21 protein-coding genes and 1 tRNA gene are annotated in these 25,684 nt (G+C 68.2%); 16 read left to right on the plus strand and 6 right to left on the minus strand.

Annotated elements, in window-relative coordinates; all coding sequences use genetic code 11:
• The first annotated feature begins 9 nt into the window (after positions 1-9).
• The 8 genes from ACUDP5_RS01525 to ACUDP5_RS01560 all read left to right on the plus strand — a co-directional run bounded on the left by ACUDP5_RS01525 (position 10) and on the right by ACUDP5_RS01560 (position 7,497).
• Positions 10-843, plus strand: coding sequence for a MetQ/NlpA family ABC transporter substrate-binding protein (locus ACUDP5_RS01525; protein ID WP_445658009.1), 834 nt, complete (start codon positions 10-12; stop codon positions 841-843).
• Positions 844-874: 31 nt separating this feature from the next.
• Positions 875-1,792: an ATP-binding cassette domain-containing protein gene (locus ACUDP5_RS01530; RefSeq protein WP_263915409.1), complete on the plus strand. Its 918-nt coding sequence runs from the start codon at positions 875-877 to the stop codon at positions 1,790-1,792.
• 100 nt (positions 1,793-1,892) lie between these two features.
• Positions 1,893-2,108 (plus strand): TOBE domain-containing protein, encoded by a 216-nt coding sequence (locus ACUDP5_RS01535; protein WP_006227327.1) that lies wholly within the window; start codon positions 1,893-1,895, stop codon positions 2,106-2,108.
• A gap of 143 nt (positions 2,109-2,251) precedes the next feature.
• Positions 2,252-3,643, plus strand: a complete 1,392-nt coding sequence (locus ACUDP5_RS01540; RefSeq protein WP_445658010.1) for a DUF3300 domain-containing protein — start codon at positions 2,252-2,254, stop codon at positions 3,641-3,643.
• Between the two features lie 5 nt (positions 3,644-3,648).
• Positions 3,649-4,542, plus strand: a complete 894-nt coding sequence (locus ACUDP5_RS01545) for a DUF2950 family protein (RefSeq protein WP_445658011.1) — start codon at positions 3,649-3,651, stop codon at positions 4,540-4,542.
• Positions 4,543-4,728: 186 nt separating this feature from the next.
• Entirely contained in the window at positions 4,729-5,709 is a 981-nt protein-coding gene (locus ACUDP5_RS01550; protein WP_445658012.1) for a YVTN family beta-propeller repeat protein, read from the plus strand.
• Positions 5,693-6,484: a polysaccharide deacetylase family protein gene (locus tag ACUDP5_RS01555; protein WP_263915412.1), complete on the plus strand. Its 792-nt coding sequence runs from the start codon at positions 5,693-5,695 to the stop codon at positions 6,482-6,484. Before ACUDP5_RS01550 ends, ACUDP5_RS01555 begins: the two co-directional genes overlap by 17 nt.
• A 2-nt stretch (positions 6,485-6,486) precedes the next feature.
• Positions 6,487-7,497 (plus strand): sterol desaturase family protein, encoded by a 1,011-nt coding sequence (locus ACUDP5_RS01560; RefSeq protein WP_263915413.1) that lies wholly within the window; start codon positions 6,487-6,489, stop codon positions 7,495-7,497.
• A 193-nt stretch (positions 7,498-7,690) separates the two neighbouring features.
• Here the strand turns inward: ACUDP5_RS01560 and ACUDP5_RS01565 are convergent, their stop codons facing one another.
• Together ACUDP5_RS01565 and ACUDP5_RS01570 are read right to left on the minus strand one after the other, a co-directional pair.
• The gene (locus ACUDP5_RS01565; RefSeq protein ID WP_025139802.1) at positions 7,691-8,182 is read right to left on the minus strand and encodes an acyl-CoA thioesterase; all 492 of its coding nucleotides are present in this window, start codon (positions 8,180-8,182) and stop codon (positions 7,691-7,693) included.
• Between the two features lie 77 nt (positions 8,183-8,259).
• Positions 8,260-9,867, minus strand: coding sequence for a DUF1254 domain-containing protein (locus ACUDP5_RS01570; RefSeq protein WP_445658013.1), 1,608 nt, complete (start codon positions 9,865-9,867; stop codon positions 8,260-8,262).
• 262 nt (positions 9,868-10,129) lie between these two features.
• Here ACUDP5_RS01570 and fdnG point away from each other — a divergent pair, with 262 nt between their 5' ends.
• The 7 genes from fdnG to ACUDP5_RS01605 all read left to right on the plus strand — a co-directional run bounded on the left by fdnG (position 10,130) and on the right by ACUDP5_RS01605 (position 19,186).
• Positions 10,130-13,198 carry a formate dehydrogenase-N subunit alpha gene (fdnG, locus tag ACUDP5_RS01575; protein WP_263915417.1) on the plus strand — a complete coding sequence of 1,023 codons (3,069 nt, stop codon included), beginning with the start codon at positions 10,130-10,132 and terminating at the stop codon, positions 13,196-13,198.
• Positions 13,199-13,207: 9 nt separating this feature from the next.
• Positions 13,208-14,107 (plus strand): formate dehydrogenase subunit beta, encoded by a 900-nt coding sequence (gene fdxH / locus ACUDP5_RS01580; protein WP_025139798.1) that lies wholly within the window; start codon positions 13,208-13,210, stop codon positions 14,105-14,107.
• Positions 14,100-14,738, plus strand: coding sequence for a formate dehydrogenase subunit gamma (locus tag ACUDP5_RS01585; RefSeq protein ID WP_263915418.1), 639 nt, complete (start codon positions 14,100-14,102; stop codon positions 14,736-14,738). Before fdxH ends, ACUDP5_RS01585 begins: the two co-directional genes overlap by 8 nt.
• Positions 14,739-14,826: 88 nt before the next feature.
• A complete protein-coding gene (gene fdhE / locus ACUDP5_RS01590) occupies positions 14,827-15,762 on the plus strand; it encodes a formate dehydrogenase accessory protein FdhE (protein ID WP_263915419.1) in 936 nt (311 codons plus the stop codon).
• Between the two features lie 2 nt (positions 15,763-15,764).
• Positions 15,765-17,177 carry an L-seryl-tRNA(Sec) selenium transferase gene (gene selA, locus ACUDP5_RS01595; protein WP_445658014.1) on the plus strand — a complete coding sequence of 471 codons (1,413 nt, stop codon included), beginning with the start codon at positions 15,765-15,767 and terminating at the stop codon, positions 17,175-17,177.
• Positions 17,174-19,078 (plus strand): selenocysteine-specific translation elongation factor, encoded by a 1,905-nt coding sequence (gene selB / locus ACUDP5_RS01600; RefSeq protein WP_445658015.1) that lies wholly within the window; start codon positions 17,174-17,176, stop codon positions 19,076-19,078. Before selA ends, selB begins: the two co-directional genes overlap by 4 nt.
• Before the next feature lie 12 nt (positions 19,079-19,090).
• Positions 19,091-19,186, plus strand: a tRNA-Sec gene (locus ACUDP5_RS01605).
• Positions 19,187-19,555: 369 nt separating this feature from the next.
• On the opposite strand, the gene ACUDP5_RS01610 is transcribed toward ACUDP5_RS01605, so the two are convergent.
• A complete protein-coding gene (locus tag ACUDP5_RS01610; protein WP_445658016.1) occupies positions 19,556-20,095 on the minus strand; it encodes a TlpA disulfide reductase family protein in 540 nt (179 codons plus the stop codon).
• A 12-nt stretch (positions 20,096-20,107) separates the two neighbouring features.
• Positions 20,108-21,208, minus strand: a complete 1,101-nt coding sequence (locus ACUDP5_RS01615) for a transglutaminase-like domain-containing protein (RefSeq protein ID WP_445658017.1) — start codon at positions 21,206-21,208, stop codon at positions 20,108-20,110.
• Positions 21,209-21,353: 145 nt separating this feature from the next.
• On the opposite strand from ACUDP5_RS01615, the gene selD reads away from it, so the two are divergent.
• Positions 21,354-22,415 carry a selenide, water dikinase SelD gene (gene selD / locus ACUDP5_RS01620; RefSeq protein WP_263915425.1) on the plus strand — a complete coding sequence of 354 codons (1,062 nt, stop codon included), beginning with the start codon at positions 21,354-21,356 and terminating at the stop codon, positions 22,413-22,415.
• A 24-nt stretch (positions 22,416-22,439) separates the two neighbouring features.
• On the opposite strand, the gene ACUDP5_RS01625 is transcribed toward selD, so the two are convergent.
• A complete protein-coding gene (locus ACUDP5_RS01625) occupies positions 22,440-24,503 on the minus strand; it encodes an LTA synthase family protein (RefSeq protein ID WP_445658018.1) in 2,064 nt (687 codons plus the stop codon).
• Positions 24,504-24,717: 214 nt separating this feature from the next.
• Positions 24,718-25,638, minus strand: coding sequence for a LysR substrate-binding domain-containing protein (locus ACUDP5_RS01630; RefSeq protein WP_263915427.1), 921 nt, complete (start codon positions 25,636-25,638; stop codon positions 24,718-24,720).
• Positions 25,639-25,684: the final 46 nt, after the last annotated feature.

Genomic DNA, 25,684 nt, shown 5'->3' on the forward strand with positions numbered 1-25,684 from the left:
GGCAAGACCATGTTCATGACCCGCAATCTCCTGACCCTGGCGCTGACCGCCGCCGCGCTGTCGCTGTCATCCGGCGCACAGGCCGCCGACCCGGCCAAGAAGGAAATCGTGTTCGGCGCCACCGCCGGCCCCTACAGCGACCAGATCAAGCTGGGCATCAAGCCCATCCTGGAAAAGCAGGGCTACACCGTGCGCATCGTCGAATTCAATGACTACGTGCAGCCCAATTTCGCGCTGGCGCAAGGGGCGCTGGATGCCAACGCGTTCCAGCACATCGTGTACCTGAAGAACTTCGCGGCCAAGAACAAGCTGGAACTGTCGGAGCTGGTCAAGGTGCCCACCGCGCCCATCGCCATCTACAGCCGCAAGTACAAGAGCGTGGACGCCGCGCCCGAGGGCGTGAGCGTGGCGGTGCCCAACGACCCCACCAACCAGGCCCGTGCGCTGGTGGTGCTGCAGGAACTGGGCTGGATCAAGCTGCGCGAGGGCTATGACCCCTTGCAGGTGTCCGAGAAGGACGTGGCCGTGAACACCAGGAAGATCAAGCTGATCCCGCTGGAAGCCGCGCAACTGCCGCGTTCGCTGGAAGACACCGACTATTCGTTCGTGAACGGCAATTTCGCGCTGGCCTCGGGCCTGAAGCTGACCGAAGCGCTGGCGCTGGAAAAGACCACGCCCACCTACCAGAACCTGGTGGCGGTGCGCACGGCCGACCTGGACAAGCCTTTCGTGAAGGACATCGCCGCGGCCTATGCCTCGCCCGAGTTCCTGGCAGTGACCGAAAAGTCGTTCGCCGGCTTCGTCAAGACCGACTACCAACAGAAGCTGGCCGCAACCCGCTAGGGCGCGGCGCGCGCCACAGGAGGCCTCGGCCATGTTCATCAACCCCAACGAGTTCGAGCTGCTGCAGCACCTGGACGTGCCGGGGCGGATCGAGCCGGATGCCGGGCCTGACGACGAGCCCGGGGCCCGGCCCGCGCTGCGCGTGACCCTGCGCAAGCTGGCCAAGCGCTACGGCGAACGCGTGGTGCTCGATGGCCTGGACCTGGAATTCGCGCCGGGTGAGTTCGTCGCGGTGGTGGGGCAGAGCGGCTGCGGCAAGAGCACGCTGCTGCGCCTGCTGGCGGGGCTGGAGACCGCCAGCGGCGAGCAGGGCGGCCTGCCCACCCGGTCGCCGGTGCTGTTCGACAACTTTCCGCAGTGGTCGGCGGACAGCCGGGTGCGCATGATGTTCCAGGACGCGCGTCTCTTGCCCTGGAAGACCGTGCTGCAGAACGTGGCGCTGGGCCTGCCCGGACAAGCGCGGGCGCAGGCCGCCGCCGTGCTGCGCCAGGTGGGCCTAGGCGACCGCGGCGGCGACTGGCCGGCGCAGTTGTCGGGCGGCCAGCGCCAGCGCGTCGCCTTGGCCCGGGCGCTGGTGCATCGGCCGGGCCTGTTGCTGCTGGACGAACCGTTGGGCGCGCTGGATGCGCTGACGCGCATCGGCATGCAGCAGCTGATCGAAGACATCTGGCGGCGCGACGGCTTTACCGCGGTGCTGGTGACGCACGACGTGGGCGAAGCCGTGGCGCTGGCCGACCGCATCCTGGTGATCGAGGATGGCCGCGTGGCGCTGGACGAACGCGTGACGCTGGCGCGGCCCCGGGCTCGCGGTTCGGCCGCGTTCGCGGCGCTGGAAGCGCGCGTGTTGCGCGTGGTGATGAAGCAGCAAGCGCAGCAGGAAGCGTCGGCGCAAGGGGACCGGCCCCTCGCGCCGGTCATACAGATACGGCACCTGCGGCTGGCGGTCTAGATCCGTCCAGCCCGGGCCGCCACCGCGGTTCCATGCGCCGGCGCAGGCAACGCGCAGGCGCTTGTCGCCGGTTTTTTTCCCATTACTTAGGAGCAGGACCATGAGCATTCAATCCATCAACGCCCGCAACCAATTCCGCGGCAAGATCAAGGAAATCATCCTGGGCCCGGTGGTTTCCGAAGTCGACGTGGACACCCCCGCCGGCATCGTCACGTCGGTCATCACTACCCGGTCCGTCAAGGAACTGGACCTGCAGGTGGGTACCGAGGTGCTGGCCTTCGTCAAGGCCACCGAAGTCTCGGTCGCCAAGCTGTAACGCCCGGCCGTTCTGCCCGGCCTTTGATGCCCGTCCCGAAATCGGCGCTTGCCCGGCGCCGGTTTCGGGATATATTGTCTGCGCGGTATCCGGCGGTTCCACCCCGCTTGTAGCAGTTGCGTTGCGATCATGGAGAACGGGAAATGCGTCGACTGCAAGCGTGGTTCATCGGCTGCCTGTGTCTGGGCCTGGCCGTCTGCCTGCCCGCCATGGCGCAGGCCAAGCTCGACAAGGGACAGCTCGACCAACTGCTGGCGCCCGTGGCGCTGTATCCCGATGCCCTCCTGTCGCAAGTGTTGATGGGGGCCACCTACCCCGACGACATCGCCGCGGCCGCGCAGTGGTCCGCCGCGCACACCAATCTGACCGGCGACGCGGCCGCCAAGGCCGTCGAACCCGAAGCCTGGGACCCCAGCGTCAAGTCGCTGGTCGCGTTTCCGTCGGTGATGGATATGATGGGCCGCCAGCCAGCCTGGGTGAAATCGTTGGGCGATGCCTTCCTGGCGCAGCCTGACGACGTCATGGATTCGGTGCAGCGGCTGCGCGCCCAGGCCCGCCAGGCCGGTAACCTGAAGAGCACGCCGCAGCAGAAGGTCACCTCCAGCGACACGGGCGGCAAGACCGTCGTGGTGATCGAGCCGGCCGACCCGCAGGTGGTCTACGTGCCCAGTTACAACCCGACCGTGGTCTACGGCGCCTGGCCTTATCCCGCCTACCCCCCCGCGTACTACCCGCCACCCCCGGGGTCCGTGTTCGCCACCTCGCTGGTGGCCGGGATCGGCTTCGGGCTGGGCGTGGCGGCCGTGGATTCGATGTGGGGCGGCTTCAACTGGGGCCATAACGACGTCGATATCAACGTCAATCGGTACAACAACATCAACGTGAACCAGCGCATCAACACCGCCAACGGCAATCGCGCGAACTGGCAGCACAACCCGGACCACCGCGGCAACGTGCCTTATGCAGACGCGGGCAGCCGCCAGCGCTTTGACAGCCAGCGCCAGGCCAATTTGCAGAACCGGGGCCAGGGACGTCCTGACGGGCGCCCGGCGCCCGCACCGGGTTCGCGCGAAGCCGCCCGTGACCGCGCCGCGCAATCGTTCCAGGGCCGCACCGGTCAATCCATTCCCGGCCACGTCGAACCCCGTGGCGGCGACCGCCTGGGGCAGGGCGGCGCCGGCACCCGCGCGCCGGGGGCGGCCCGCGATCCGGCGGCCGACCGCCGCACGCCTTCGGCAGATCGCCGTCCCCCTTCCGCGCAGCGCCAGGCGCCCTCGGCTGACCGCCAGGCGGCGGCTGAGCGCCAACGGGCCGATGCCGCGGCGGCACGCGACCGTTCCCGCGCCAACAACGGCAGCAATGCGCTACGCGACGCCGGCAACGGCGACCGCATGCGCCAGCAGGCCCAGCGCACCGATCGCGCGCAGGTCGCGCCTCGGGGCGGCGAGGGTCCGCGTTCGGGCGGCGGACGCGTCGGCGGTGGTGGCGGCGGGCATCTTGGCGGTGGCGGCGGTCATTTCGGCGGCCGGAGGTAGGCACCATGAACAGCGGAGTCTCCATGATGAATGCGCTTGCCCGTCACGCCCGCCACGGCATCCGCCTGGCAGGCGCCGCCGCGTTGCTGGCCCTGGCCGCCCTGGCTGCGCCCGCTTCGGCGCAGCAGACCTATCCCACGCCCCAGGCGGCGGCCGACGCGTTCGGCCAGGCCCTGGCCACCAGCGACCGCGAGGCCATGGCCAAGGTGCTGGGGCCGGACTACCGGCAGATCGTGCCCGGTGGCGTGGCGCAGGACGACATCTACCGTTTCCTGGCCGCCTGGGCCCGCAAGCACGACGTGATTGCCGACGGCGACCGGCGCGCCTGGGTGGGCGTGGGCGATTCGGGCTGGACCATGGCGGTGCCGATCGTGCGCGTCGCGCAGGGGTGGCGCTTCGACCCGGTGGCCGGCAAGGCCGAAATCCGCCGCCGCACCATTGGCCGCAATGAGCTGAGCACCATCGATACCCTGCACGCGCTGCAAGCCGCCCAGGCTCGCTACCGCGACGGCGTGGGCCAGGGCCGCTACGCCGACCGGCTGGTCAGCCGGCCCGGCACCACGGACGGCCTGTACTGGCCCGAACTGCCCGGCTACCCGCCGCAGGCCTTCGGCCCGGACGCGCTGGCAATGGGGCCGGACGTGCCGGTGGCCGACGCCTACGACGGCTATCGCTACAAGGTGCTGCCGGCGCGTGGCGGCGACGGCTACTGGATCATCGCCTGGCCCGCCCGCTACGGCCAGACCGGCATCGGCAGCTTCGTCATCGGCGCCCAGGGCGGGGTGCGCGAGGCCGACCTGGGGGCCAATACCGCCAGCCGCGCGCCGCGGCTCCAGGGCAGCGATGTGTCGTTCGGAAACTGGATCGACGCCAGCCCGCAACCCGTTGGCGCCAAATGATTTTTCCGATTGTTGCAGGCTGGGCGAGGCCGCCGTTGTTGCGGGGTCGCAACACGGCCGAGCCTTTGCCCGGAGCGCGCCGGATTGGGTTTTGGCTTACGGTTTTTTGACAGGTGGCTATGCCAAAATGGCGGGCATTGGGATCGGCTCCCGATCCCCTCTTGTCGGACCTGGAAATTGAATCCCTTGCATTTTGTCCGCTGCGCCATTGCCGGTGCAGGGATGGCGCTCAGCGCCGCGGCGGTGTCTGCCCCCATCTTTGTCCTGAACTCCCTGGACGCCAACGTCAGCATCGTCGATCCCGCCACCTACACCGAAGTGCGGCGCGTGCCCACGGGCAAGGAACCGCATCACCTGTATCTCACGCCTGACAAGAAGTCGCTGATGGTGGCCAACGCCACCGGCGACTCGATCACGCTGATGGACCCCAACACCGGCGAGGTGCAGCGCACCCTGACCGGCATCGTCGATCCCTACCAGCTGCAGTTCTCGCCGGACATGAAATGGTTCGTCACGGCCGCCAACCGCCTGGACCACATCGACATCTACGCCTGGAAGCCGCTGGAAAAAGGCTTTGACCTGAAGCTGGTCAAGCGCATCCCCGCGGGCAAGACGCCCAGCCACATCATGATCGACGCCAAGAGCACCACGGCGTACGTCACGCTGCAAGACAGCGACCAGCTCATCGCCATCGACCTGGCTACGCAGACGCCCAAATGGACCGTCTCCACGGGCAAGACGCCGGCCGACGTGTTCCTGACCCCCGACCAGAAGACGCTGCTGGTGGCCCTGACGGGTGATTCCTACGTCGAGGCCTACGACGTCAGCAACGGCCCGGCCAAGCTGATTTCCCGCATCAAGACCGCCGCCGGCGCGCACGCCTTCCGCGCGCAGGGCGACAAGCGCCATCTGTTCGTCAGCAACCGCACCGCCAACTCCATCAGCCGCATCGACCTGCAGACGCTGGCCGTGGTCGACACCTTCCCGGTGCCGGGCGGCCCGGACTGCATGGACGTCCTGGCCGACGGCAAGACGCTGCTGGTCACCTCGCGCTGGGCGCGCAAGCTCACCGTCGTCGACCTGGACCAGAAAAAGGTCGTCAAGCAGGTCAACGTGGGCAAGTCGCCGCACGGGGTCTGGACGCTGAATCATGCGCCGACCCGCTAAACGCCTTGCCGCCGCTGTCTGCCTGGCCATGACGGCCTCGGCCGCCACGGCGGCCCCGGCGGCGTGCGAAAAGCCCGTCTACCTGACCTTCGACACCGGCCACATGGGCGTGGCCCCGCTGATCGCCGACGTGCTGGCGCGCCACCACGTCAAGGTCACGTTCTTCCTGGCCAACGAGCGCACCCTGACCGACGGCAGCAGCCTGGACGACCAATGGGCGCCCTGGTGGAAGGCGCGCGCCGCCGAAGGCCATGTGTTCGGCTCGCACACCTACGACCACGTCTACTGGCAGGGCGACCTGCCGGACGGCAAGTTCCGCGTCAAACCCAGCGCCGGCCCCGACACGGGCAAGCGCCAGACCTGGACGGCCGAGCAGTACTGCGCCGAAATCACCCGGTCGGCCACCCGTTTCAAGCAGATGACGGGCAAGACCATGCTGCCGCTGTATCGCGCCCCGGGCGGCAAGACCTCGCCGGCCCTCCTGCGCGCCGCCAAGGCCTGCGGCTACGAACACGTGGGCTGGGCCCCGGCCGGGTTCCTGGGCGACGAACTGCCCAGCGACAAATACCCCAACGCCAAGCTGCTGGACCAGGCGCTGCGCACCATCAAGCCGGGCGACATCCTGCTGGCGCACCTGGGCATCTGGTCGCGCCAGGACCCCTGGGCCCCCGCCGTGCTCGAGCCGCTGATTGAAGGCCTGCAGCGCAAGGGCTATTGTTTTGCTACTTTGGATACGCATCCCGCCTACCGCGACTGGATCGCTACGCATCACTGATCATGGATACGCTTAGTCAATGGTTCGGGAACTGCCAGCAATGGCTGTTCGAAACCCTGGTGCAGCCCGCGCTGTTCCACCTGGGCCTGAGCAATTTCATCGAAGACGGCTACGACGCCACCATGTGGCTGCTGGTGGGCCTGGTGCAGGTGGCCGTGCTGCTGCTGATCTTCGGCCCGCTGCAACGCCTGCGGCCGGTCGAACCCGTTACCGATCGCCAGCAGATCGGCATCGACGTGCTCTACACGCTGATCCACCGCCTGGGCGTGTTCCGCCTGGCGCTGTTCTTCACCATCGACCCGTTCTGGGACAGCGTCTTCGGGCAGTTGCACATCTGGGGCTTCGCGCCGTTCCAGCTGGACCAGTATTGGCCCGGCGTCACCGATAACGCCTGGGTCAGCCTGGTCATCTACCTGCTGCTGTTCGACCTGGTCGATTACCTGTATCACCGCGCACAACACCGCTACAGCTGGTTGTGGGCGCTGCACGCCGTGCACCACAGCCAACGCCAGATGACGATCTGGAGCGACGACCGCAACCACCTGCTCGACGACATGCTGCGCGACGTGCTGGTGGTGTTCGTGTCGCAACTGGTGGGCGTGCCGCCCGCGCAGTTCGTGGCGATCGTGGCCATCACCCAGCTGGCGCAGAGCTTCTCGCACGCCAACCTGCGCATGCACTTCGGCGCCATCGGCGAGCGTCTGCTGGTCAGCCCGCGCTTTCACCGCCATCACCATTCCATCGCCTACGACGCGTCCACGCCGGGGCCGGCCGGCGGCTACAACTTCGCCGCGCTGTTTCCCATCTGGGACGTGCTGTTCCGCTCGGCGCGCTTTGGCGTGGGGTACGGTCCTACCGGCATCCACGACCAGCAGCCCGAACTGGGCGGCCGCGACTACGGCCGCGGCTTCTGGGCGCAGCAGTGGCTGGGGCTCAAACGCATGGTGGGCCGCGACCGCGAGCCGGCTGTCACCGCTCCGCCGCGCCCGCCGGGGGCGACTGAGGGCGCGTAAGGCGCTGTCGGCATCAGGCGGGCCGTGGCAGATGTCACGACACGAAAAAACCGGGCAAAGTGATGACCCCCGAAAGTTGGACTTGATCCAACCTTCGGGGGTTTTTTCATGCGTGCTCAGGTCGCTCTTGGCGCAGGCGTTACCGCAACAAGGCGTTGCAACCTCGCCCGCTGCGCGATGCGCGGGGCTGGCCTCAGCCCGTGGTCTCGCGCTTGATCTCGTCGTGGCGCCGTTCCATTTCCTGGCGCAGTTCGCGGCGCAGGCGGGCGGCTTCGAAACGCTGCTTTTCTTCCAGGTTACGCGGCGCCAGCGGCGGCACCGCCGTCGGCGCGCCGGCATCGTCCACTGCCACCATCGTGAAATAGCAGCTGTTGGTGTGGCGCACCAGCTTCTTGCGGATGTCTTCGGTGACCACCTTGATGCCGATTTCCATCGAGGTGCGGCCGGTGTAGTTCACCGCCGCCAGGAAGGTCACCAGCTCGCCGACGTGGATCGGCTCGCGGAACACGACCTGGTCGACCGACAGGGTCACGACGTACTGGCCGGCGTAGCGGCTGGCACAGGCATAGGCCACCTGGTCCAGGTATTTGAGAATGGTGCCGCCGTGCACATTGCCTGAAAAATTCGCCATGTCAGGCGTCATCAGGATGGTCATCGACAGTTGGTGGCTAAAGGCGTCGTCCATGGCGGGCGTTCTACTCAACGATAAAACGCCTATGGTAGTGGCGAAAGCCTGTCATATCGCCGTCTTCACGGCGTTTGCTAGGGTTTCTTCCCGGCGGCCGGCGTCTTCCCGGAGGCGGGGGCCGCCGCAGGTGCCGCCGAGGCCGCGGGTGCCGGCGCGGCGGCGGGCGTCGCCGGAGCCGGTTCCGCTTCCACCAGGGGTTCCGGCACGGGTTCGTCGCGTACGGCCGCGGGCGGCGCCCACAGGCCGTCCAGCAGCGCCGGGCCGGGGGCATAGGCTCGCAGCAGCACGGCCACCGGCCCCGTGGCCGCCACCGGCAGCCAGTTGGCCTGCACGCCCGGCTCGGGCGCGGCGTGGCTGATGACCACATCCAGCGAGCCATCGGTGTTGTATTGCAGCGGATCGCGGTCGCCCAGCGCGTAGCGGTCCAGCGGATTGGCGACCGGCATGCCCTGGCCGTCGTACGCCGCCAGCGACCACAGCGCGCCGGCGGGCGGCAACTGCCCGCTGGCGAAATGCAGGGTGTAGCGGTGCGCGCCCTCCAGCGGCCGACCCTGGCTGTCGGCGGCCAGCAGCAACACGGCCAGGTCTTCCGGCAGCCCGGCGCCGGGCTGCGCCTGGGCGGACAGGGCGCGCCGCAGATAGGCGTTGCCGTAGACGCCCGTGCTGGCGGTTTCGCGCTGCCAGCCGTTGACGCCGCCCAGCGTGACGCCCGCGGCCGCCTGCATGCGGTCGCGCGCGGCGCGCAGGCCGCGGCGCAGGCCCTGCTTGACCGGGTGGTCCTGCTTGTCGAAATCGAACGGCCGGCCGGGTATCAAGCCGACCCGGCGCAGCTTGGCCAGCACCGGCTGGTCGGTGGCGTGCGGCGGGTTCTTGCGCAGCAGCTCGGCGGCGTAAGTGAAGAAGGCATCGGTCGGCATCGACTCCACCTGTTCGCGCACCGGAATCGTCAGATCCAGGGACGGGTCCGCCTTGACCCGTTGCGACTGCGGCGGCAGGTTCCACTGGGCCAGCGGCGTCACGGTAAAGCCGTCCTGCAAGGCGTTGACGGCCGGATAGTCGGCGGGGCCGTCGGCCTGGATCAGGTTCTTGGCCCAGACGTAGGCCGTCGGGGCGTCGATGCGCGGCATGCCCGACGGCAGCGTGCCGGTCCAGCCGGGCGGCACCAGGGCGGTGTTGCCGCGCGCCGTGCCGGTGCTGCGCTTGCCCAGCGTGGCAAAGGCCTCGTTCCACATGTCCAGCAGCGTCAGCGTGTACAGCCGGCCGTGCGTGTCGGGGGCCGACAGCACCACGGGGCCGGCCGTCAGGTCCAGCCAGGCGGTGCTGCGCAGCATGTCCGGGTTGGCCCACGGCGTGGCCGCGCCGGGCCGCGGCAGGGTGCGCTGGTGCAGGAAGGTGTTGGCGGGCGCGCCCTGGCCGCCCTGCGACGGGTGGGTGAACTGGCGCCGCGTCAGGTCCATGGTGACCAGCGGGTAGAAGTACAGATAGCCTTCCATGGCCGCCTCATGGGCGGACTCGGTGGCGGCCGCCGCGGGCGACAGCGCGGGTGCGGCCAGCGCGGGGGCGGCGCCCAGGCCCAGAGTCGTCAGGCACAGGGCGACGTGGGGCAGTCTTGTTCGGGGCCACGCCAAGCGGGGCAGCGCCGACAGTGACAGGGACAGGGCCAGGGGGGCAAAGCGGCGCATCGGCGCTCCAACAGGCGTGCGGGGGACGGGCGGAAAAGGCGGGCCGGAACCCGCCGCCGGCAATGGTAGCAGCCCCGCGATCATCCAAAATCTGCGAAAACCCCTGGTTTGGCCGCCAAATCCACCGGGAACACCCGTCCCCGTGGCGGATGGCGTCCGGCGCGCGCTGCGCCTATACTTGCTTGCATATCCTTGGAATTCGTAGGGCTTTTCTTCGGATGAGTCCCAGATTTCCCCCCTTTCACCCGGAGAGGAGTGTTTCATGGTCAACATGAACCGCCGCCAGTTCTTCAAGGTGACCGGTACGACGCTGGCGGGCTCGAGCCTGGCCTTGCTGGGGGTAGCCCCCGGCACGGCCATGGCAGAAGTCCGCCAGTACAAGCTTGCGCGCATGACGGAAACGCGCAACACCTGTCCCTACTGTTCGGTCGCCTGTGGTCTCTTGATGTACGGCCTTGGCGATGGCGCCAAGAATGCCCGCGCCAGCATCATGCACATCGAAGGCGACCCCGACCACCCCGTGAACCGCGGGACGCTCTGTCCCAAGGGCGCGGCCCTGATCGACTTCATCCACAGCCCCAACCGCCTGAAATACCCGGAATACCGGGCGCCCGGTTCGGACAAGTGGGTGCGGATGTCGTGGGACGACGCCCTGACGCGCATCACCAAGCTCATGAAAGCCGACCGCGACGCGAACTTCGTCGAGAAGACCGCGGACGGCAAGACAGTCAACCGGTGGCTGACCACCGGCATGCTGGCCGCCTCGGCAAGCAGCAACGAGGTGGGCTACATCACGCACAAGACCGTGCGCAGCATGGGGATGTTGGCGTTCGACAATCAAGCCCGTGTCTGACATGGCCCGACGGTGGCAGGTCTTGCCCCGACGTTTGGCCGTGGAGCGATGACGAACCATTGGGTCGACATCAAGAACGCGGACGTAGTACTGATCATGGGTGGCAATGCCGCCGAGGCCCACCCGTGCGGGTTCAAATGGGTCACGGAAGCAAAAGCCCATAACAAGGCGAAGCTGATCGTCGTGGATCCGCGCTTTACGCGCTCGGCATCCGTGGCGGACTTCTACGCGCCCATACGCACCGGCACCGACATCATCTTCCTGGGCGGTGTCATCAAGTACCTGTTGGATCACGACAAGATCCAGCACGAGTACGTGCGCAACTACACTGACTTTTCGTACATCGTGCGCGAGGACTTCACGTTCGACGCGGGCCTGTACTCGGGCTACAACGCCGACAAGCGCAGCTACGACAAGGCCAGCTGGGACTACGAGCGCGGCGACGACGGCTTCGTCAAGACCGACCCGTCGCTGCAGCATCCGCGCACGGTCTACCAGCTCTTGAAGAAGCACTATTCGCGCTACACCGAAGAGATGGTCGAACGCGTCTGCGGCACGCCCAAGGACAAGTTCCTGAAGGTGTGCGACATGCTGGCGTCCACCGCCACCACCGACCGCGCCGCCACCATCCTGTACGCACTGGGCTGGACGCAGCATTCGATCGGGTCGCAGATCATCCGCACCGGCGCCATGGTGCAGCTGCTGCTGGGCAACATCGGCATTGCCGGCGGTGGCATGAACGCGCTGCGCGGGCACTCGAACATCCAGGGCCTGACCGACCTGGGCCTGATGTCGAACCTGCTGCCCGGCTACATGACCTTGCCCAACGAGCCTGAACAGGACTACGGCAAGTACATCGAGGCGCGCGCGCTCAAGCCCTTGCGGCCCAACCAGCTCAGCTACTGGCAGAACTACAGCAAGTTCCACGTGAGCCTGATGAAGGCCTGGTGGGGCAAGGCGGCCACGGCCGAGAACAACTGGGCGTTCGACTACCTGCCCAAGCTGGACAAGCTCTACGACATGCTGCAGGTCTACGAGCTGATGGTGCAGGGCAAGATGAACGGCTACCTGGCGCAGGGCTTCAACCCGCTGGCGGCCGCGCCCAACAAGGCCAAGCTGAACCAGGGTTTCGCCAAGCTGAAGTTCCTGGTCATCATGGACCCGCTGGTCACCGAGACCTCGGAATTCTGGCGCAACGCGGGCGAGGCCAACGACGTCGATCCCTCGCAGATCCAGACCGAAGTGTTCCGCCTGCCCACCACCTGTTTCGCCGAGGAAGACGGCGCGCTGGTCAATTCCGGGCGCTGGCTGCAATGGCACTGGAAGGGCGCCGAACCTCCGGGCGAGGCCAAGAGCGATATCGAGATCATGTCGCTGATCTTCACGCGCCTGCGCAAGATGTACCAGGACGAAGGCGGCAAGTATCCCGACCCCATCGTCAATCTGTCGTGGCCGTATTCCAACCCGCAAAGCCCCACCGCGGAAGAGCTGGCCAAGGAATACTCGGGCAAGGCGCTGGTGGATCTGGCCGACCCCAAGGACGCCACCAAGATCACCCGCAAGGGCGGCGAGCAGCTGGCCGGTTTTGCCGAGCTGCGCGACGATGGGTCGACGGCCAGCGGCTGTTGGATCTTCGCCGGCGCCTGGGGGCCCGGCGGCAACCTGATGGCGCGCCGCGACAACAGCGACCCCACCGGCATCGGCCAGACCCTGAACTGGGCCTGGGCGTGGCCGGCCAACCGCCGCATCCTGTACAACCGCGCCTCGTGCGACGTCTCAGGCAAGCCGTTCAACCCGCGCCGCAACCTGATTTCCTGGAACGGCAAGGCGTGGGTCGGGGCCGACATCCCTGACTTCAAGGGCGACGAGAACCCCGACGGCGGCATGGGGCCGTTCATCATGAACCCCGAGGGCGTGGCGCGCTTCTTCGCACGGGCGGGCATGGCCGAAGGGCCGTTCCCCGAACATTACGAGCCGTTCGAGAACCCGCTGGGCTACAACCCGCTGCATCCGAAGGCCAAGGGCGTCACCAGCAATCCGGCGGCGCGCGTGTTCAAGGACGACCTGGCGGCGATGGGCACGGTGGACAAGTTCCCGTACGTGGCCACCACCTACCGCCTGACCGAGCATTTCCACTACTGGACCAAGAACGTCCGCATCAACGCGATTCTGCAACCCGAGCAGTTCGTCGAGATCGGCGAGGCCATGGCCAAGGAACTGGGCATTGCCAACGGGTCGCGCGTCAAGGTGTCGTCCAACCGCGGCTACATCAAGGCGGTGGCGCTGGTCACCAAGCGCCTGCGGCCCCTGACCATCGAAGGCAAGACCGTGCACCACGTGGGCATTCCCATCCATTGGGGCTTCGTGGGCCTGGCCAAGCCGGGCTTCCTCACCAACACCCTGACGCCATTCGTAGGCGACGGCAATTCCCAGACACCGGAATTCAAGTCGTTCCTGGTGCAGGTCGAGAAAGCTTAGGAGACCGACATGTCAATGCAATCCCTGGACATCAAACGGCGCTCCGCCACCACCACGCCGCCGCCCGGCATTCGTGAACCCATCACGGGCTCGGTGGCCAAGCTGATCGACGTGTCAAAGTGCATCGGGTGCAAGGCTTGCCAAAGCGCCTGCATGGAATGGAACGATCTGCGCGACGAGATCGGCACCAACGTCGGCGTGTACGACAACCCGGCCGACCTGACCGAGCATTCCTGGACCGTCATGCGCTTCTCGGAATACGAGAATCCGCAGGGCGACCTGGAATGGCTGATCCGCAAGGACGGCTGCATGCACTGCGAGGACCCGGGCTGCCTGAAGGCCTGTCCGTCGCCGGGCGCCATCATCCAGTACAACAACGGCATCGTCGATTTCCACGAAGAGAACTGCATCGGTTGCGGCTACTGCATCACCGGCTGTCCGTTCAACGTGCCACGCATTTCCAAGAAGGACCACAAGGCGTACAAGTGCACCCTGTGTTCCGACCGCGTCGCCGTCGGCCAGGAGCCCGCCTGCGTCAAGGCCTGTCCCACCGGTGCCATCGTGTTCGGCACCAAGGACGACATGAAGCAGCACGCGGCCGAACGCATCGAAGACCTGAAGTCGCGGGGCTTTGACCAGGCCGGCCTGTACGACCCGCAAGGGGTGGGCGGGACCCACGTCATGTACGTGCTGCATCACGCCGACCAGCCCGGGCTGTACCACGGCCTGCCGAAGGACCCGCACATCAGCCCGATGGTGTCGCTGTGGAAGGGCATCACCAAGCCGCTTGGCGTGGCCGTCATGGCGCTGACGGCGCTGGCGGGCTTCTTCCACTACGCCCGCGTTGGCCGCAACGAGGTCAGCGAGGAAGACGAACGCCGCGCCGAAGAGGAGGTGCGCCATGAGTGAAGACCATCGTCATCGCCGCATCAAGCGGTATTCGCCCGGCGAGCGCACCAACCACTGGATCATCGCCCTGACGTTCATCCTGCTGGCGTTATCCGGGCTGGCGCTGTTTCATCCGTCGATGTTCTGGCTGACCAATCTGTTCGGCGGCGGCCCCTGGACCCGCATCCTGCATCCGTTCATCGGCTTGGTGATGTTCGTCTGCTTCGTTGTGTTCGCCGGCCACATGTGGCGCCACAACCTGCTGACACGCGCCGACCGCCAATGGCTGCGCCAGCTGGACGACGTGCTGGACAACCGCGAAGAAAAGCTGCCCGAGGTCGGCAAGTACAACGCCGGCCAGAAGCTGCTGTTCTACGTGCTGATCCTGTGCATGCTGGGGCTGTTCGCCAGCGGCATCGTGATCTGGCGCGAGTACTTCGCCTTCTATTTCCCCATCTGGGTCGTCCGCGCCGCCTCGGTGCTGCATGCCGTTTGTGCATTGGTGCTGATTTGCGCGATCATTGTGCATATTTATGCGGCGATCTGGGTCAAGGGCTCCCTGACGGCAATGCTGCGGGGCTACGTGACCGCGGGCTGGGCGTGGAAGCACCATCGCGCCTGGTTCCGGGAACAGGTGGGCAAGAGCAAGTAATCCGCCCGGCCGATTTCACGGGTCTGACCGCACGGCTGCCTCCCCTTGGTTGGGGCGGCAGCCGTGTTTGTTTATCTGGAGACGCGAATTGCAGCGAATTCTTCCGCGCGGCGAGATCGAAGCGCTAGACCACAACACCATTCCCCGCGTCCAGCTGCCGGCGCGCGAGTCGGTTTTCGCGACCCGCGCGGCCCGCTTGCGGCAACTGGCCGCGGATAGTCCGGTGGCCGACTACCTGCTGTTGATGGCCCGGCTGGTCGACGCCCAGCATCGCGCGCTCAAGGGCTGCGCCGCGCCGCCCGCCTCGCAAGAGCGTATCGAGCTGGCCCAGACCCATGGCATGCCGCCGCTGCAGGCGGTGGGCTGGCCGCGCGACCCGCTGTGGCGCGACATTCTGCGCCAGCTGGTCGACGAGGTGGCCGCGGGCCCCGACGTGCCGGCCGAGGCCGTCGAGGTCTGTGCCTCGCTGCGCCGCGCGCTGGACGAAGACACGGAATCGCTCGAAGACCTGGCCGAGGCGGTGCTGTCCGAGCAGCACCACGGTGTGGACGGCGCCGCAGCGCCGTTCGTGATGGCCGCGCTGCAGGTCTATTGGACCGACCTGGCCAGCCGCTTCGACGAAAAGCAGCTGCCGGTGGCATCGCCCTTTGGCGTCTGCCCGGTGTGCGCCAGCCTGCCGGTGGCCAGCGTGGTGCGGGTCGGCGGGCAGTTCGAAGGCTACCGCTACCTGTGCTGCAGCCTCTGCGCCACCCAATGGCACATGGTGCGGGTCAAGTGCAGCCATTGCGAAGACGTCGAATCGGTGGCCTACCAGGCCATCGACGGACGCTCGCCCGCCATCAAGGCCGAAACCTGTGACCGCTGCCATAGCTATCGCAAGATCTTCTACCAGGACAAGGATCTGCACGTCGAACCCGTGGCCGACGACCTGGCCAGCCTGATGCTGGACGTGCTGGTGGGCGAGGCCGGCTACTCGCGGGCCAGCGGCAACCCGTTGCTGTGGCACGGCGCCGACGAGGAATAGCCATGGCCGACCACGCTGCCGCCGCCGACATTCCGGCGCTGGACCGCCTGTTGAACGCGCCCGCGCTGGCGGCCGCCCTGGACACCCACGGCCGCACGCAGGTCGTGGCCGCGCTGCGCCGCCACCTGGATGCCTTGCGCCAACGGGCGCTGGCGGGCGAATTGCCGCGCGCGGAGCTGGCCGAGGCCACGGTTGCCGGTGCCGTATCGGCCGCCTTGGCGGCTGCGGCCGCGCCACGCCTGCGGGCGGTCTACAACCTCACCGGCACGGTGCTGCACACGAACCTGGGGCGGGCGCTGCTGCCCGACGAGGCGGTGGATTCGGTGTTGCGCGCGCTGCGCTCGCCGGCCAACCTGGAGTTCGACCTGGATACGGGCGGCCGCGGCGACCGCGACGACCTGATCGATGACCTGCTGTGCGAACTGACCGGGGCCGAGGCCGCCACGGTGGTCAACAACAACGCGGCCGCCGTGCTGCTGATGCTGAACGCACTGGCCGATCGTCGCGAGGTGGTCGTGTCGCGCGGCGAGCTGGTCGAGATCGGCGGCGCCTTCCGCATTCCGGACATCATGAAGCGGGCCGGCGCCAAGCTGGTCGAGGTGGGCACCACCAACCGCACCCATGCGGCCGATTACGAGACCGCCATCGGTCCGCGTACCGCGATGCTGATGAAGGTGCATTGCAGCAACTATGCGGTGACCGGCTTCACCAAGAGCGTCAGCGTGGCCGAGGTGGCGGCGCTGGCGCATGCGCGCGGGCTGCCGGCCACGGTGGACCTGGGCAGCGGCACGCTGGTGGACCTGACGCAGTTCGGCCTGCCACGCGAAGACACGGTGCGCGAGACCATCGCGGCCGGGGCCGACCTGGTGACGTTCAGCGGCGACAAGCTCCTGGGCGGACCGCAGGTGGGCCTGCTGGTGGGGCGCGCCGACCTGATCCGCAAGATCAAGAAGAATCCGCTCAAGCGTGCGCTGCGCGTGGGCAAGCTGACGCTGGCCGCGCTGGAACCGGTGCTGGCGCTGTATCGCGCGCCGGAATTCCTGGCGCAGCGCCTGACCACGCTGCGGCTGCTCACGCGCCCGCAGCGCGAGATCCAGCCGCAGGCCGAGCGTCTGCGCGGCGCGCTGGCCCATGCCGTGGGCGCCGGCTACGAAGTGCAGGCGGTGCCGATGTTCAGCCAGATCGGCAGCGGCGCCTTGCCGGTGGACCAGCTGCCCAGCTTCGGGCTGGCGGTGCGCTATACAGGCAGCGGCCGCCCGGGGCGGCATCTGGACCGCCTGGAAGCGCGGCTGCGGGGTCTGCCGGTGCCCGTGATCGGACGCATTGCGGACGACGCGCTGTGGCTCGATCTGCGCTGCCTGGAGGCGCGCGACGAAGCCGACTTTGCCGCGCAACTGGCGGAGCCGCTGGCATGATCGTCGGCACCGCCGGCCATATCGACCATGGCAAGACCACGTTGGTGCGGGCGCTGACGGGGGTGGACACCGACCGCCTGAAGGAAGAGAAGGCGCGCGGCATTTCCATTGAACTGGGCTACGCCTATACGCCGCTGGCCAATGGCGACGTGCTGGGCTTCATCGACGTGCCGGGCCACGAAAAGCTGGTGCACACGATGGCCGCGGGCGCCAGCGGCATCGATTTCGGCCTGCTGGTGGTGGCCGCCGACGACGGCGTCATGCCGCAGACGCGCGAACACCTGGCGATCCTGGCGCTGCTGGGCGTGGCGCGCGGGGCGGTGGCGCTGACCAAGGCGGATCGTGCCGATGCGGGCCGGCTGGCTGCGGTGCGCGGCGAGATCGCGGCCCTGGCGGCAGATACCTTCCTGCAGGGCGCGCCGGTGTTCGAGGTCTGTGCCGCGCAGCCGGATGACGGCGGCACGGCCGATCTGAAACGCCATCTGGACGATACCGCGCAGGCGCTGGGGGCGCGCGGCCATCAAGGCTTGTTCCGGCTGGCGGTGGATCGGGTGTTCACGCTGGCGGGCCACGGCACGGTGGTGACGGGCACGGCGCACGGCGGGCGGGCGCGGGCGGGCGACGACGCTGCCGATCTGCGCTTGATGCCGGCGGGCACGCGGGTGCGGGTGCGCAGCATCCATGCGCAGAACCAGGCCAGTGAAACGGGTTCGGCCGGGCAGCGTTGCGCCTTGAACCTGACGGGCATCGACAAGCACGCGATTTCGCGTGGCGACTGGATTGCGGACGCACGCTGCTTTCTGCCGTCGCGCCATGTGGATGTGGCGCTGACGCTGCTCGATTCGGCGGACGCAGCGCTGCGGGCCTGGACGCCGCTGCACGTGCATATCGGCGCCGCGCGCCACATGGCGCACGCGGTGCCGCTGTCAACGGAAACGCTGGCGCCGGGGCAGTCGAGTTGGGTGCAACTGGTGTTCGACGAGCCGGTGTGCGCGATGCCGGGCGACCGCTACATCGTGCGCAATGCGCAGGCAACGCGCACGGTGGGCGGCGGTCGGGTGCTGGATCCCAACGCGCCGGACCGCAAGCGTCGCGCGGCACCGCGGCTGAAGTGGCTGGGCGCGGTGGCAGAGATGCTGGACGGCGGCGGGCTGTATCCGTTGCTGGAGCAGGCGACGCTGGGGCTGGACGAAGCGGCGTTGCAGCGCCTGACGGGCCAGCCGGTGAGCGAATTGGCCGCGCCGCACGGGGCCTGCTGGATCGCGCCGCGCACGCCGCAAGGGACGCGCACGTTGATCCTGTCGGCGCACTGGGAGGCGCTGCACGTCCGGGTAGAAGAGGCGCTGGCGGCCTTTCACCAGGGGGCGCCGGACGAGCCGGGGCCGGACAGTTCGCGTCTGCGCCGCATGGCGATGCCGACGGCGCCTGACCCGTTGTGGCAGGGGCTGTTGGACCATCTGCAGCAGCACGGCCGGGTGGTGCGCAACGGGCCGTGGCTGCATCTGCCGACGCATGTGGCGGTGCTGGCCGAGGCCGAGTCGGCCTTGGCGCAGCGGTTGCTGCCGCTGCTGGCAGCGGGGGCCTACGACCCGCCCTGGGTGCGGGACATGGCGCGTGCGCTTGCCGAGCCGGAAGAGCGGGTGCGGCAGGTGTTGCGCAAGCTGCTCAGGCGGGGGGAGGTGGCGCAGGTGGTGAAGGATCTGTTTTACGACCGCGAGCGGGTGGCGGAATTGGTGGCGCTGGCGGTCGAGCTGGCGGGAACGCCGGGCGGGTTGAATGCGGCGGCGTTCCGGGATGCGACGGGGTTGGGGCGCAAGCGGGCGATCCAGATTCTGGAGTTCTTTGATCGGACGGGGGTGACGCGGCGGGTGCGGGATGCGCATGTGCTGCGGGTATCATAGGCGGGTCACTGCGGAAGGCATCCGTGTCCGGTGGCACGGCCGGGCTTCAAACCCGGTTGGGGGCGTCAGACGTTCCCAGGTAGGTTCGACTCCTGCTGCCTTCCGCCAATTCTTTTGCTGACGTTGTGTTGTTGCTGGCGATGGGGTGAGTTCTTCTGCCGCCCTGTCGTTGCGGGGCGTGTGACAGTGGGCCTCCGATTGCGGTCCGGAGCCTTCGCTCCGGACTGCCCCGTTGTCATCCTCGTCCTCGCCTTCGGCGACTCCTTCGGATTCCCTCGGGCGCAATCTAAACGGCCCACTGTCACACGCCCCGCAACGCCACGGCTCACGTTGGATTGGGTTGTCGCGTTGCTGAACCTTGATCGAACGGTTTGCTTGTTGTGGGGGGTGGCGGAAGGGGTTTTATTTTGGCGGGGGCGGCGCTTTGCGCCGCCTTTTGTTTGGGCGGGCGGTTTGGAATGACGGGTGGGTTATTCGCTACGCGCGCAGCATCTTGGTGACGACGCTGGTGACGTTTTCGGCTTTCCAGTCCAGGGCGCCCAGGTGCCAGTAGCGGGCGGTGCCGCCGCGGTCGATCAGGTAGTTGGCGGGGAGGCCGGCGGCGTCCCATTTTTTGGAGGCGGTGCTGTTGCGGTCGTGCAGGACGGTGCCGGCGACGGGCCATTTGGCCAGGAAGGTGGTGATCTTGCCCAGGGCTTCGCCGACGTTGACGGCGACCAGGCGCAGGCCTTCTTCGCGGTGGCGGCGGGCCATGGCGGACATGAGGGGGATTTCGTCGCGGCAGGGGTCGCACCAGGTGGCCCAGAAGCTGACGATGATGACGTTGCCGCGCCAGGTGGAGAGTTTCTGTTCTCGGCCGGAGAGGTCGGGCAGGACGAGCGGTGGGGTGGGGGTGGTCCAGGGGGCCCAGTCGGGGCCGGTGGCGGCTTTGAGGGCGCTGTCGCTGGCGGCGCGGGCCCTGGGGGGCAGGGCGGCGAGCGACAGGCCGGATTGCAGGAGCTGGCGGCGGCTGATCATGGCGCGCGCAGGTCAGGTCGACAGCGGTTTGGCGGTCAGTTTGTAGCTGAAGCTGTCGGGGTCCAGGCTGTCCAGGCGGCCGTCGGCGGTTTCGCCGTTGGGGTACATGAGGAACGGGACGGGGCCGTGGGCGGTGCCGGGCAGGACGACGTCGTGGCCATGGTTGTAGGCGACCCAGTTCATTTCCCAGGCGCCGAACAGCATGACGCGTGCGGCGCGCACCTTGGCGTCGGTCAGGGGCAGGTCGCCAGGCGGCTCTTCGAGCATGACTTTGCGCACGTCGGCGGGGTCGACGGGAATCCAGCCGTAGCCGTCGGCGTAGAACTCGGCGCGGCAGTGCTGCGCCTTGGTGACGTCGCCGGCCTTGCCCAGGCTTTTGTAGCCGAGCTGTGAGTCGGCCACGCGCAGGCCGTAGGCGTCGCGGGCGGGAATGCCGGACGCACGGGCCAGGGCGACGAAGAGCGCGTTGATGTCGGCGCATTTGCCGTTCAGGTCGTTGGCGGTGAGCATGTAGCGCACGTCGCCGACGCCGCAGCCGCGGGTTGCGGCGGTGCGGCAGGTGTTTTCGACGACCCATTCGTAGATCGCGCGGGCGCGGGCCAGGGTGCCCTGGTGGCCGCGGGTGATCTGGTCGGCGGTGGTCTTGACGATGCCGTCGGTGGGCAGGAGCGCGGTGGGCTTGAGGAATTCGCGCAGGGTGGCGGCGCTTTCGCGCGGGGTGCCGGCGGGCGGCGGCTGGGTCAGGTCGACGCGGCGATTGCGGGTCTGGAAGCGGCTGGTGACGGTGACCTGTCGCGGGGCCTGGGCGTCGGGCCATTGCACGGCCAGCATCTGCACGTCGTAGCCGGGGGCCTGTACCAACCGGGCGGTGCCGCCGCCGCTGACCTGCCAGGTGCTTTGTGCACCGCGCTGGTAGGCGGTGTTCGCGGCGTAGGGCACCGGAATCCAGAGGCGGGTCTGGGCGCCGGGGTCTTTGACGTCGATGCTGCTGGTCAGTTCGTAGGCGCGCCAGCCGGCGGTGACGGGAGCCTGCTGCGCTCGGGCCGTCAGCGGCAGGGCGGCCTGGGTGGCGCACACGGCGCCCGAGAAACGGAGAAAGTGTCGGCGATCCATAAAGCCCCCACGCACGGTGAAGTTTGGCTGTCGGTGCGCCCGGTGGCGGGCGGGCCGTCCGTTGCTGCGTGCTGCAGCAATGATGATAGGGCCATTCCGGGGGGCGATGCTATCCTTTTCCGAGACCCCTTACGGAGAGACTGACATGACCCAGGATGCTGCATCGGCGGCGGTGCCGCGCTTGACTTCGCTGTCCCATGGCGGCGGCTGTGGCTGCAAGATCGCGCCCGGCGTGCTGTCGGAATTGCTGGCGCGTTTCGGGCCCGCGGCGAGCTATCCGGACCTGCTGGTAGGCACCGAGACGGCCGATGATGCGGCCGTGTATCGGCTCAACGACGAGCAGGCGCTGATCGCCACGACCGATTTCTTCATGCCGATCGTGGACGATCCGTTTGATTTCGGCCGCATCGCGGCAACCAATGCGCTGTCGGATGTGTACGCCATGGGCGGCACGCCGATCATGGCGCTGGCGATCGTGGGCATGCCGATCAACGTGCTGCCGCACAGCGTCATTGCTGACATCCTGCGCGGGGGCGAATCGGTCTGCGCAGATGCCGGCATTCCGGTGGCGGGCGGCCACAGCATCGATTCGGTCGAACCCATCTATGGCCTGGCGGCGATGGGCCTGGTGCATCCGGGCCGCATCAAGCGCAATGCCGATGCGCGCGCGGGCGACGTGCTGATCCTGGGCAAGGGCCTGGGCGTGGGCATCCTGTCGGCGGCGCTGAAGAAGAACCGGCTGGATGCCGCGGGCTACCGCGTGATGATCGATACGACCACCCGGTTGAACCGGCCCGGGGCGGCGCTGGCCGCGCTGGACGGCGTGCACGCGATTACCGACGTGACCGGCTTCGGTCTGCTGGGCCATGCGCTGGAGATGGCGCGCGGCGCCAAGCTGACGGCGCAGCTGCGCCGCGACGCCTTGCCGTGGCTGCCGGGCGTGCAGGCCTTTGCGGCCGACGGCGTGGTGACGGGGGCGTCGGGCCGCAACTGGGCTTCGTACGGCGAGTCCGTGCGCCTGGGGGCGGACGTGACCGACGTCGAGCGTGCGCTGCTGACCGATCCGCAGACCTCGGGCGGCCTGCTGGTGGCCTGCACGCCGCAGACGGCGCAGGCGGTGCTGGACCTGTTCCATCACCAGGGCTTCGAGGACGCCGCGGTGGTGGGCGAGATGGTGCCGGGCGACGCGCTGGTGCGGGTGGATTAGGTTCGGCGCGGCGGCCGCGCCAGCCTAGGGGCGCGCAAGCCGGGCCGGCGCCTGGTTCTGCACCTGGTAGTTGATCTGCCATTTCAGCAGCGGCCCGTAGGCTTGCAGCCTGGCTTCTTCGGTGCGTTGCGTGGGCGAGGCGGTCTGTTCCGGCCCCAGCGCCACGCCGGCATCGCCAGCCCACGGCATGATGCGCCCCGGGCGGTCCTTGCGATAGGCGCCGTCGCGGGTGATGAGCAGGCGCGGGTTGTTGTAGCCAAAGCACCATTGCGGGTCCGGCCGGGCGGCCAGCAGGTCGCAGCCGCTGCGGAAGTACGGCGTGTCGGGCAGGCTCAGGTGGTACAGCGTGGGCAGGATGTCCTTCTGGCTGCCGGGACGTGACGGATCGTAGGTCGATTGCCCCCGGTAGGCTTGCGGCACATACAGGTAGAAGGGCACGGCGCGCGCCAGCACCGCGTCGGTGTCGGCCTGGTAGTCCACGCCCAGGATGTTGTGGTCGCCGGTGACGGCAACGATGGTGTTGGCGCCGTTGGCCGAGGCTTTCAGGCCGGTGAGAAAGCGGCCCAGCTGGTCGTTGGCGTAGCGCAGCGTGTCGAAGGCGTCGTCCAGGCCGGTCCACGAATCGTAGTACGGCAGGTCCTTCACGTCGTCCAGGTTGATGCCGCCGCGCTTGCCGCCCTCGGGCACCAGGAAGGGCGGATGATGGGTGGTCGACAGGGCCACGATGAACAGCGGTTGTTCGTCGCGGTCGGCCTGCGCCAGCCGCTCGGCGATGTAGCGGAACATGTATTCGTCGGGCACGCCCCAGGCGCCGGATTCGGCCTCGGGGTAGCGCTGTTTCAGCGCCAGCTGGTCGATGAATTCGCGCGCGCCCAGGTGGCTGGCGAAACTGCCCAGGTTGCGCCAGGTGGCCGCGCCCGAGGTCACGAACAGTACCTTGTAGCCACGCGCCAGGAACGGCGTGAAGGCGTTGCTGGCGAAATTGCCGCTGGCCGCCGATGACTGGCTGATGGCCGGCACCGGGCTGCGCACCAGCAGCCGGCTGAGCGAATCGATGGTGCCGTTGCCTTCGGACAGGAAGCGGTCAAAGCGCCAGTCCGCGTTCCAGTGCGGCCGCAGCGCGCCCAGCAGGTCGCGCCCGGGGCGGTCGTACTGGTTCATGTGGTGGCCCATGCTCTCCATGACTTGCAGCACCACGTGGGGCGGGCGGGCCTGGGCCGCCGGATTGGCGCCGGTGCTGGCCATGAAGGGTTCCAGCCCGTGGCCGGGCTGGCCCAGGAAGCGCTGGTAAAGCTGCGCGCCATCCTGTTCGGTAACGGGCGTGAAGCGCTTGTCGTTGCCGCGGTCGTCCAGTGCCCAGAAGAACGCGGAAATGCCGTTGGGCGTGATGTCGTTCAGCAAACGCAGCGACGAGATGCTGGTGTCGTCCTTGTTGAGCGGAAAGGTGCCCAGCGACCCGCGGCAGGCCAGCACGGTAATGCCGATGATCAGCAGCAGGCGCAAGGCGCTGGGCAGCAGCGGCCGCTGCGCCAGCCGTGCCCGCAGCACGCTGGCGCCCCAGCGGCGCGCCAGCCAGAAGGTGATGCCCAGCACTGCCGCCAGCAGCGCCAGCGCCCGCAACACCGGGTAGCCATGCCACAGCGTCAGCAGGATGGCGTGGGTGTCGTCGTCCATCAGGCCGAACACGAAGATGTCGATCGACCGCGAAAAGGTGGCGAAGTAGCAGACGCTGATCACCGTGCTGGCGGCGAACAGCGTGGCCATCGTCGCGCCCACATAGGGCAGGCTGCGCAGCCAGCGGGCTTGCAGCGCCGCGCGGGCGGGCAGCAGCAGGGCAATCAGCAGCAGCACGGAAAAGGCGATGGCCGACACCTTGATGTCGAACAGCAGGCCGATGCCAAGGGTGCGACTGATGTCCTGCGGCAACGCCGCATAGGCGTTGGGCGGCGCGTAGGCGTACAGCAGGTAACCGCGTCCGGCGCCCTGGGCCAGCACCGACACCAGCCATGGCGCCAGCAGGATCAGGAAGGAGCGCTGGAAGTTCAAAAACCAGTCTTGCCACGCGCGGGTGGATCGGAAGAGCGTCATCTACGCCTTGAAAGAATTGCGGGGAAGCTCGCCGGGAGGGGCGGCGGCGCCAGGGCCGCGGGCCGGCTGCCAGGGGGAGGCGGCGAGGCAGGATGCCATCGCAAGCCGGCACGGCGGGGATCCGTGCTCGTTGCGCAGGCCGCAATCTACAGGAGCGCAGGCGGGAATGTATGAAGGTTTGTATAGATCTTGTACCGGGCCCGTCAGGCCCGACTCATGCCGCCGTCAGCGCCTGCGCGGTGGCCGCGCCTTGCTGCACCAGCCAGCGGGTCACGATTTCGGCATCGGGCGTGCTGCGGCGGGCGTTGCGCACCAGCCAATAGGCGTGCTCGGTCGCATCCGCGGCCGCGCTGCCCACGGTGGTCAGGCGCTGGTCGGCCAGCATCGGCGCAATCAGCGCCAGCCGCCCCAGGGCGATGCCGTGCCCGGCCAGCGCCGCGTGCACGATCTGGTCGTACTGGTTGAACCGCAGCATGCCCTTGGGCCGCACCCGGCCCAGGCCGCGCGCGTTGAGCCATTCGGACCATTGCAGCCACGGCCGGGTGGGGTCGTCGAATTCCAGCAGCACGTGGCGCTGCAATTCACGGGCGTCCAGGGAGCGTGCTTTCAGGGACGGATGAGCCACCGGCACCACCGATTCGCCGAACAGCCAGACGGCGCCGTCCGGCACCGTATCGCGCAGGCTGTAGCGGATGGCGATGTCCACGCTTTCGCGGTCGATGTCGATGACCCGGTTGTCGGCCGCCACGCGCACGTCGATGTTCGGATATGCGGCCTGGAAGTCGCCCAGCCGGGGCAGCAGCCACAGTGAAGCGACACCGATGGTGGTGGTGACGGTGACCGGTGTGCGGCGCTCGGGCGCGCGCAACTGTTCGGTCAGGTCGCCCAGCTGGCTGAGCCAGGCGTCGGCCATGCGGAATAGCTGGGCGCCTTCCGAGGTGAAGGACACGCTGCGAAAGCCGCGCAGCAGCAGCGGTACGCCCAGGTGGGCTTCCAGGGCGCGGATCTGCCGGCTGACGGCCGATTGCGTTACGTGCAGGTCCTGCGCCGCCAGGGTGATGCTCATGCGGCGGCCCACGGCGACGAAGCCGCGCACCAGATCAAGCGGAGGCAGTTTGGCCAGCGGATATGACATTCGTGAAACTCATGCGTAGGGGGCGGAAAAGTCGCTTGTGCAATAT

The sequence above is a fragment of the Achromobacter sp. NCFB-sbj8-Ac1-l genome, from assembly GCF_052695805.1.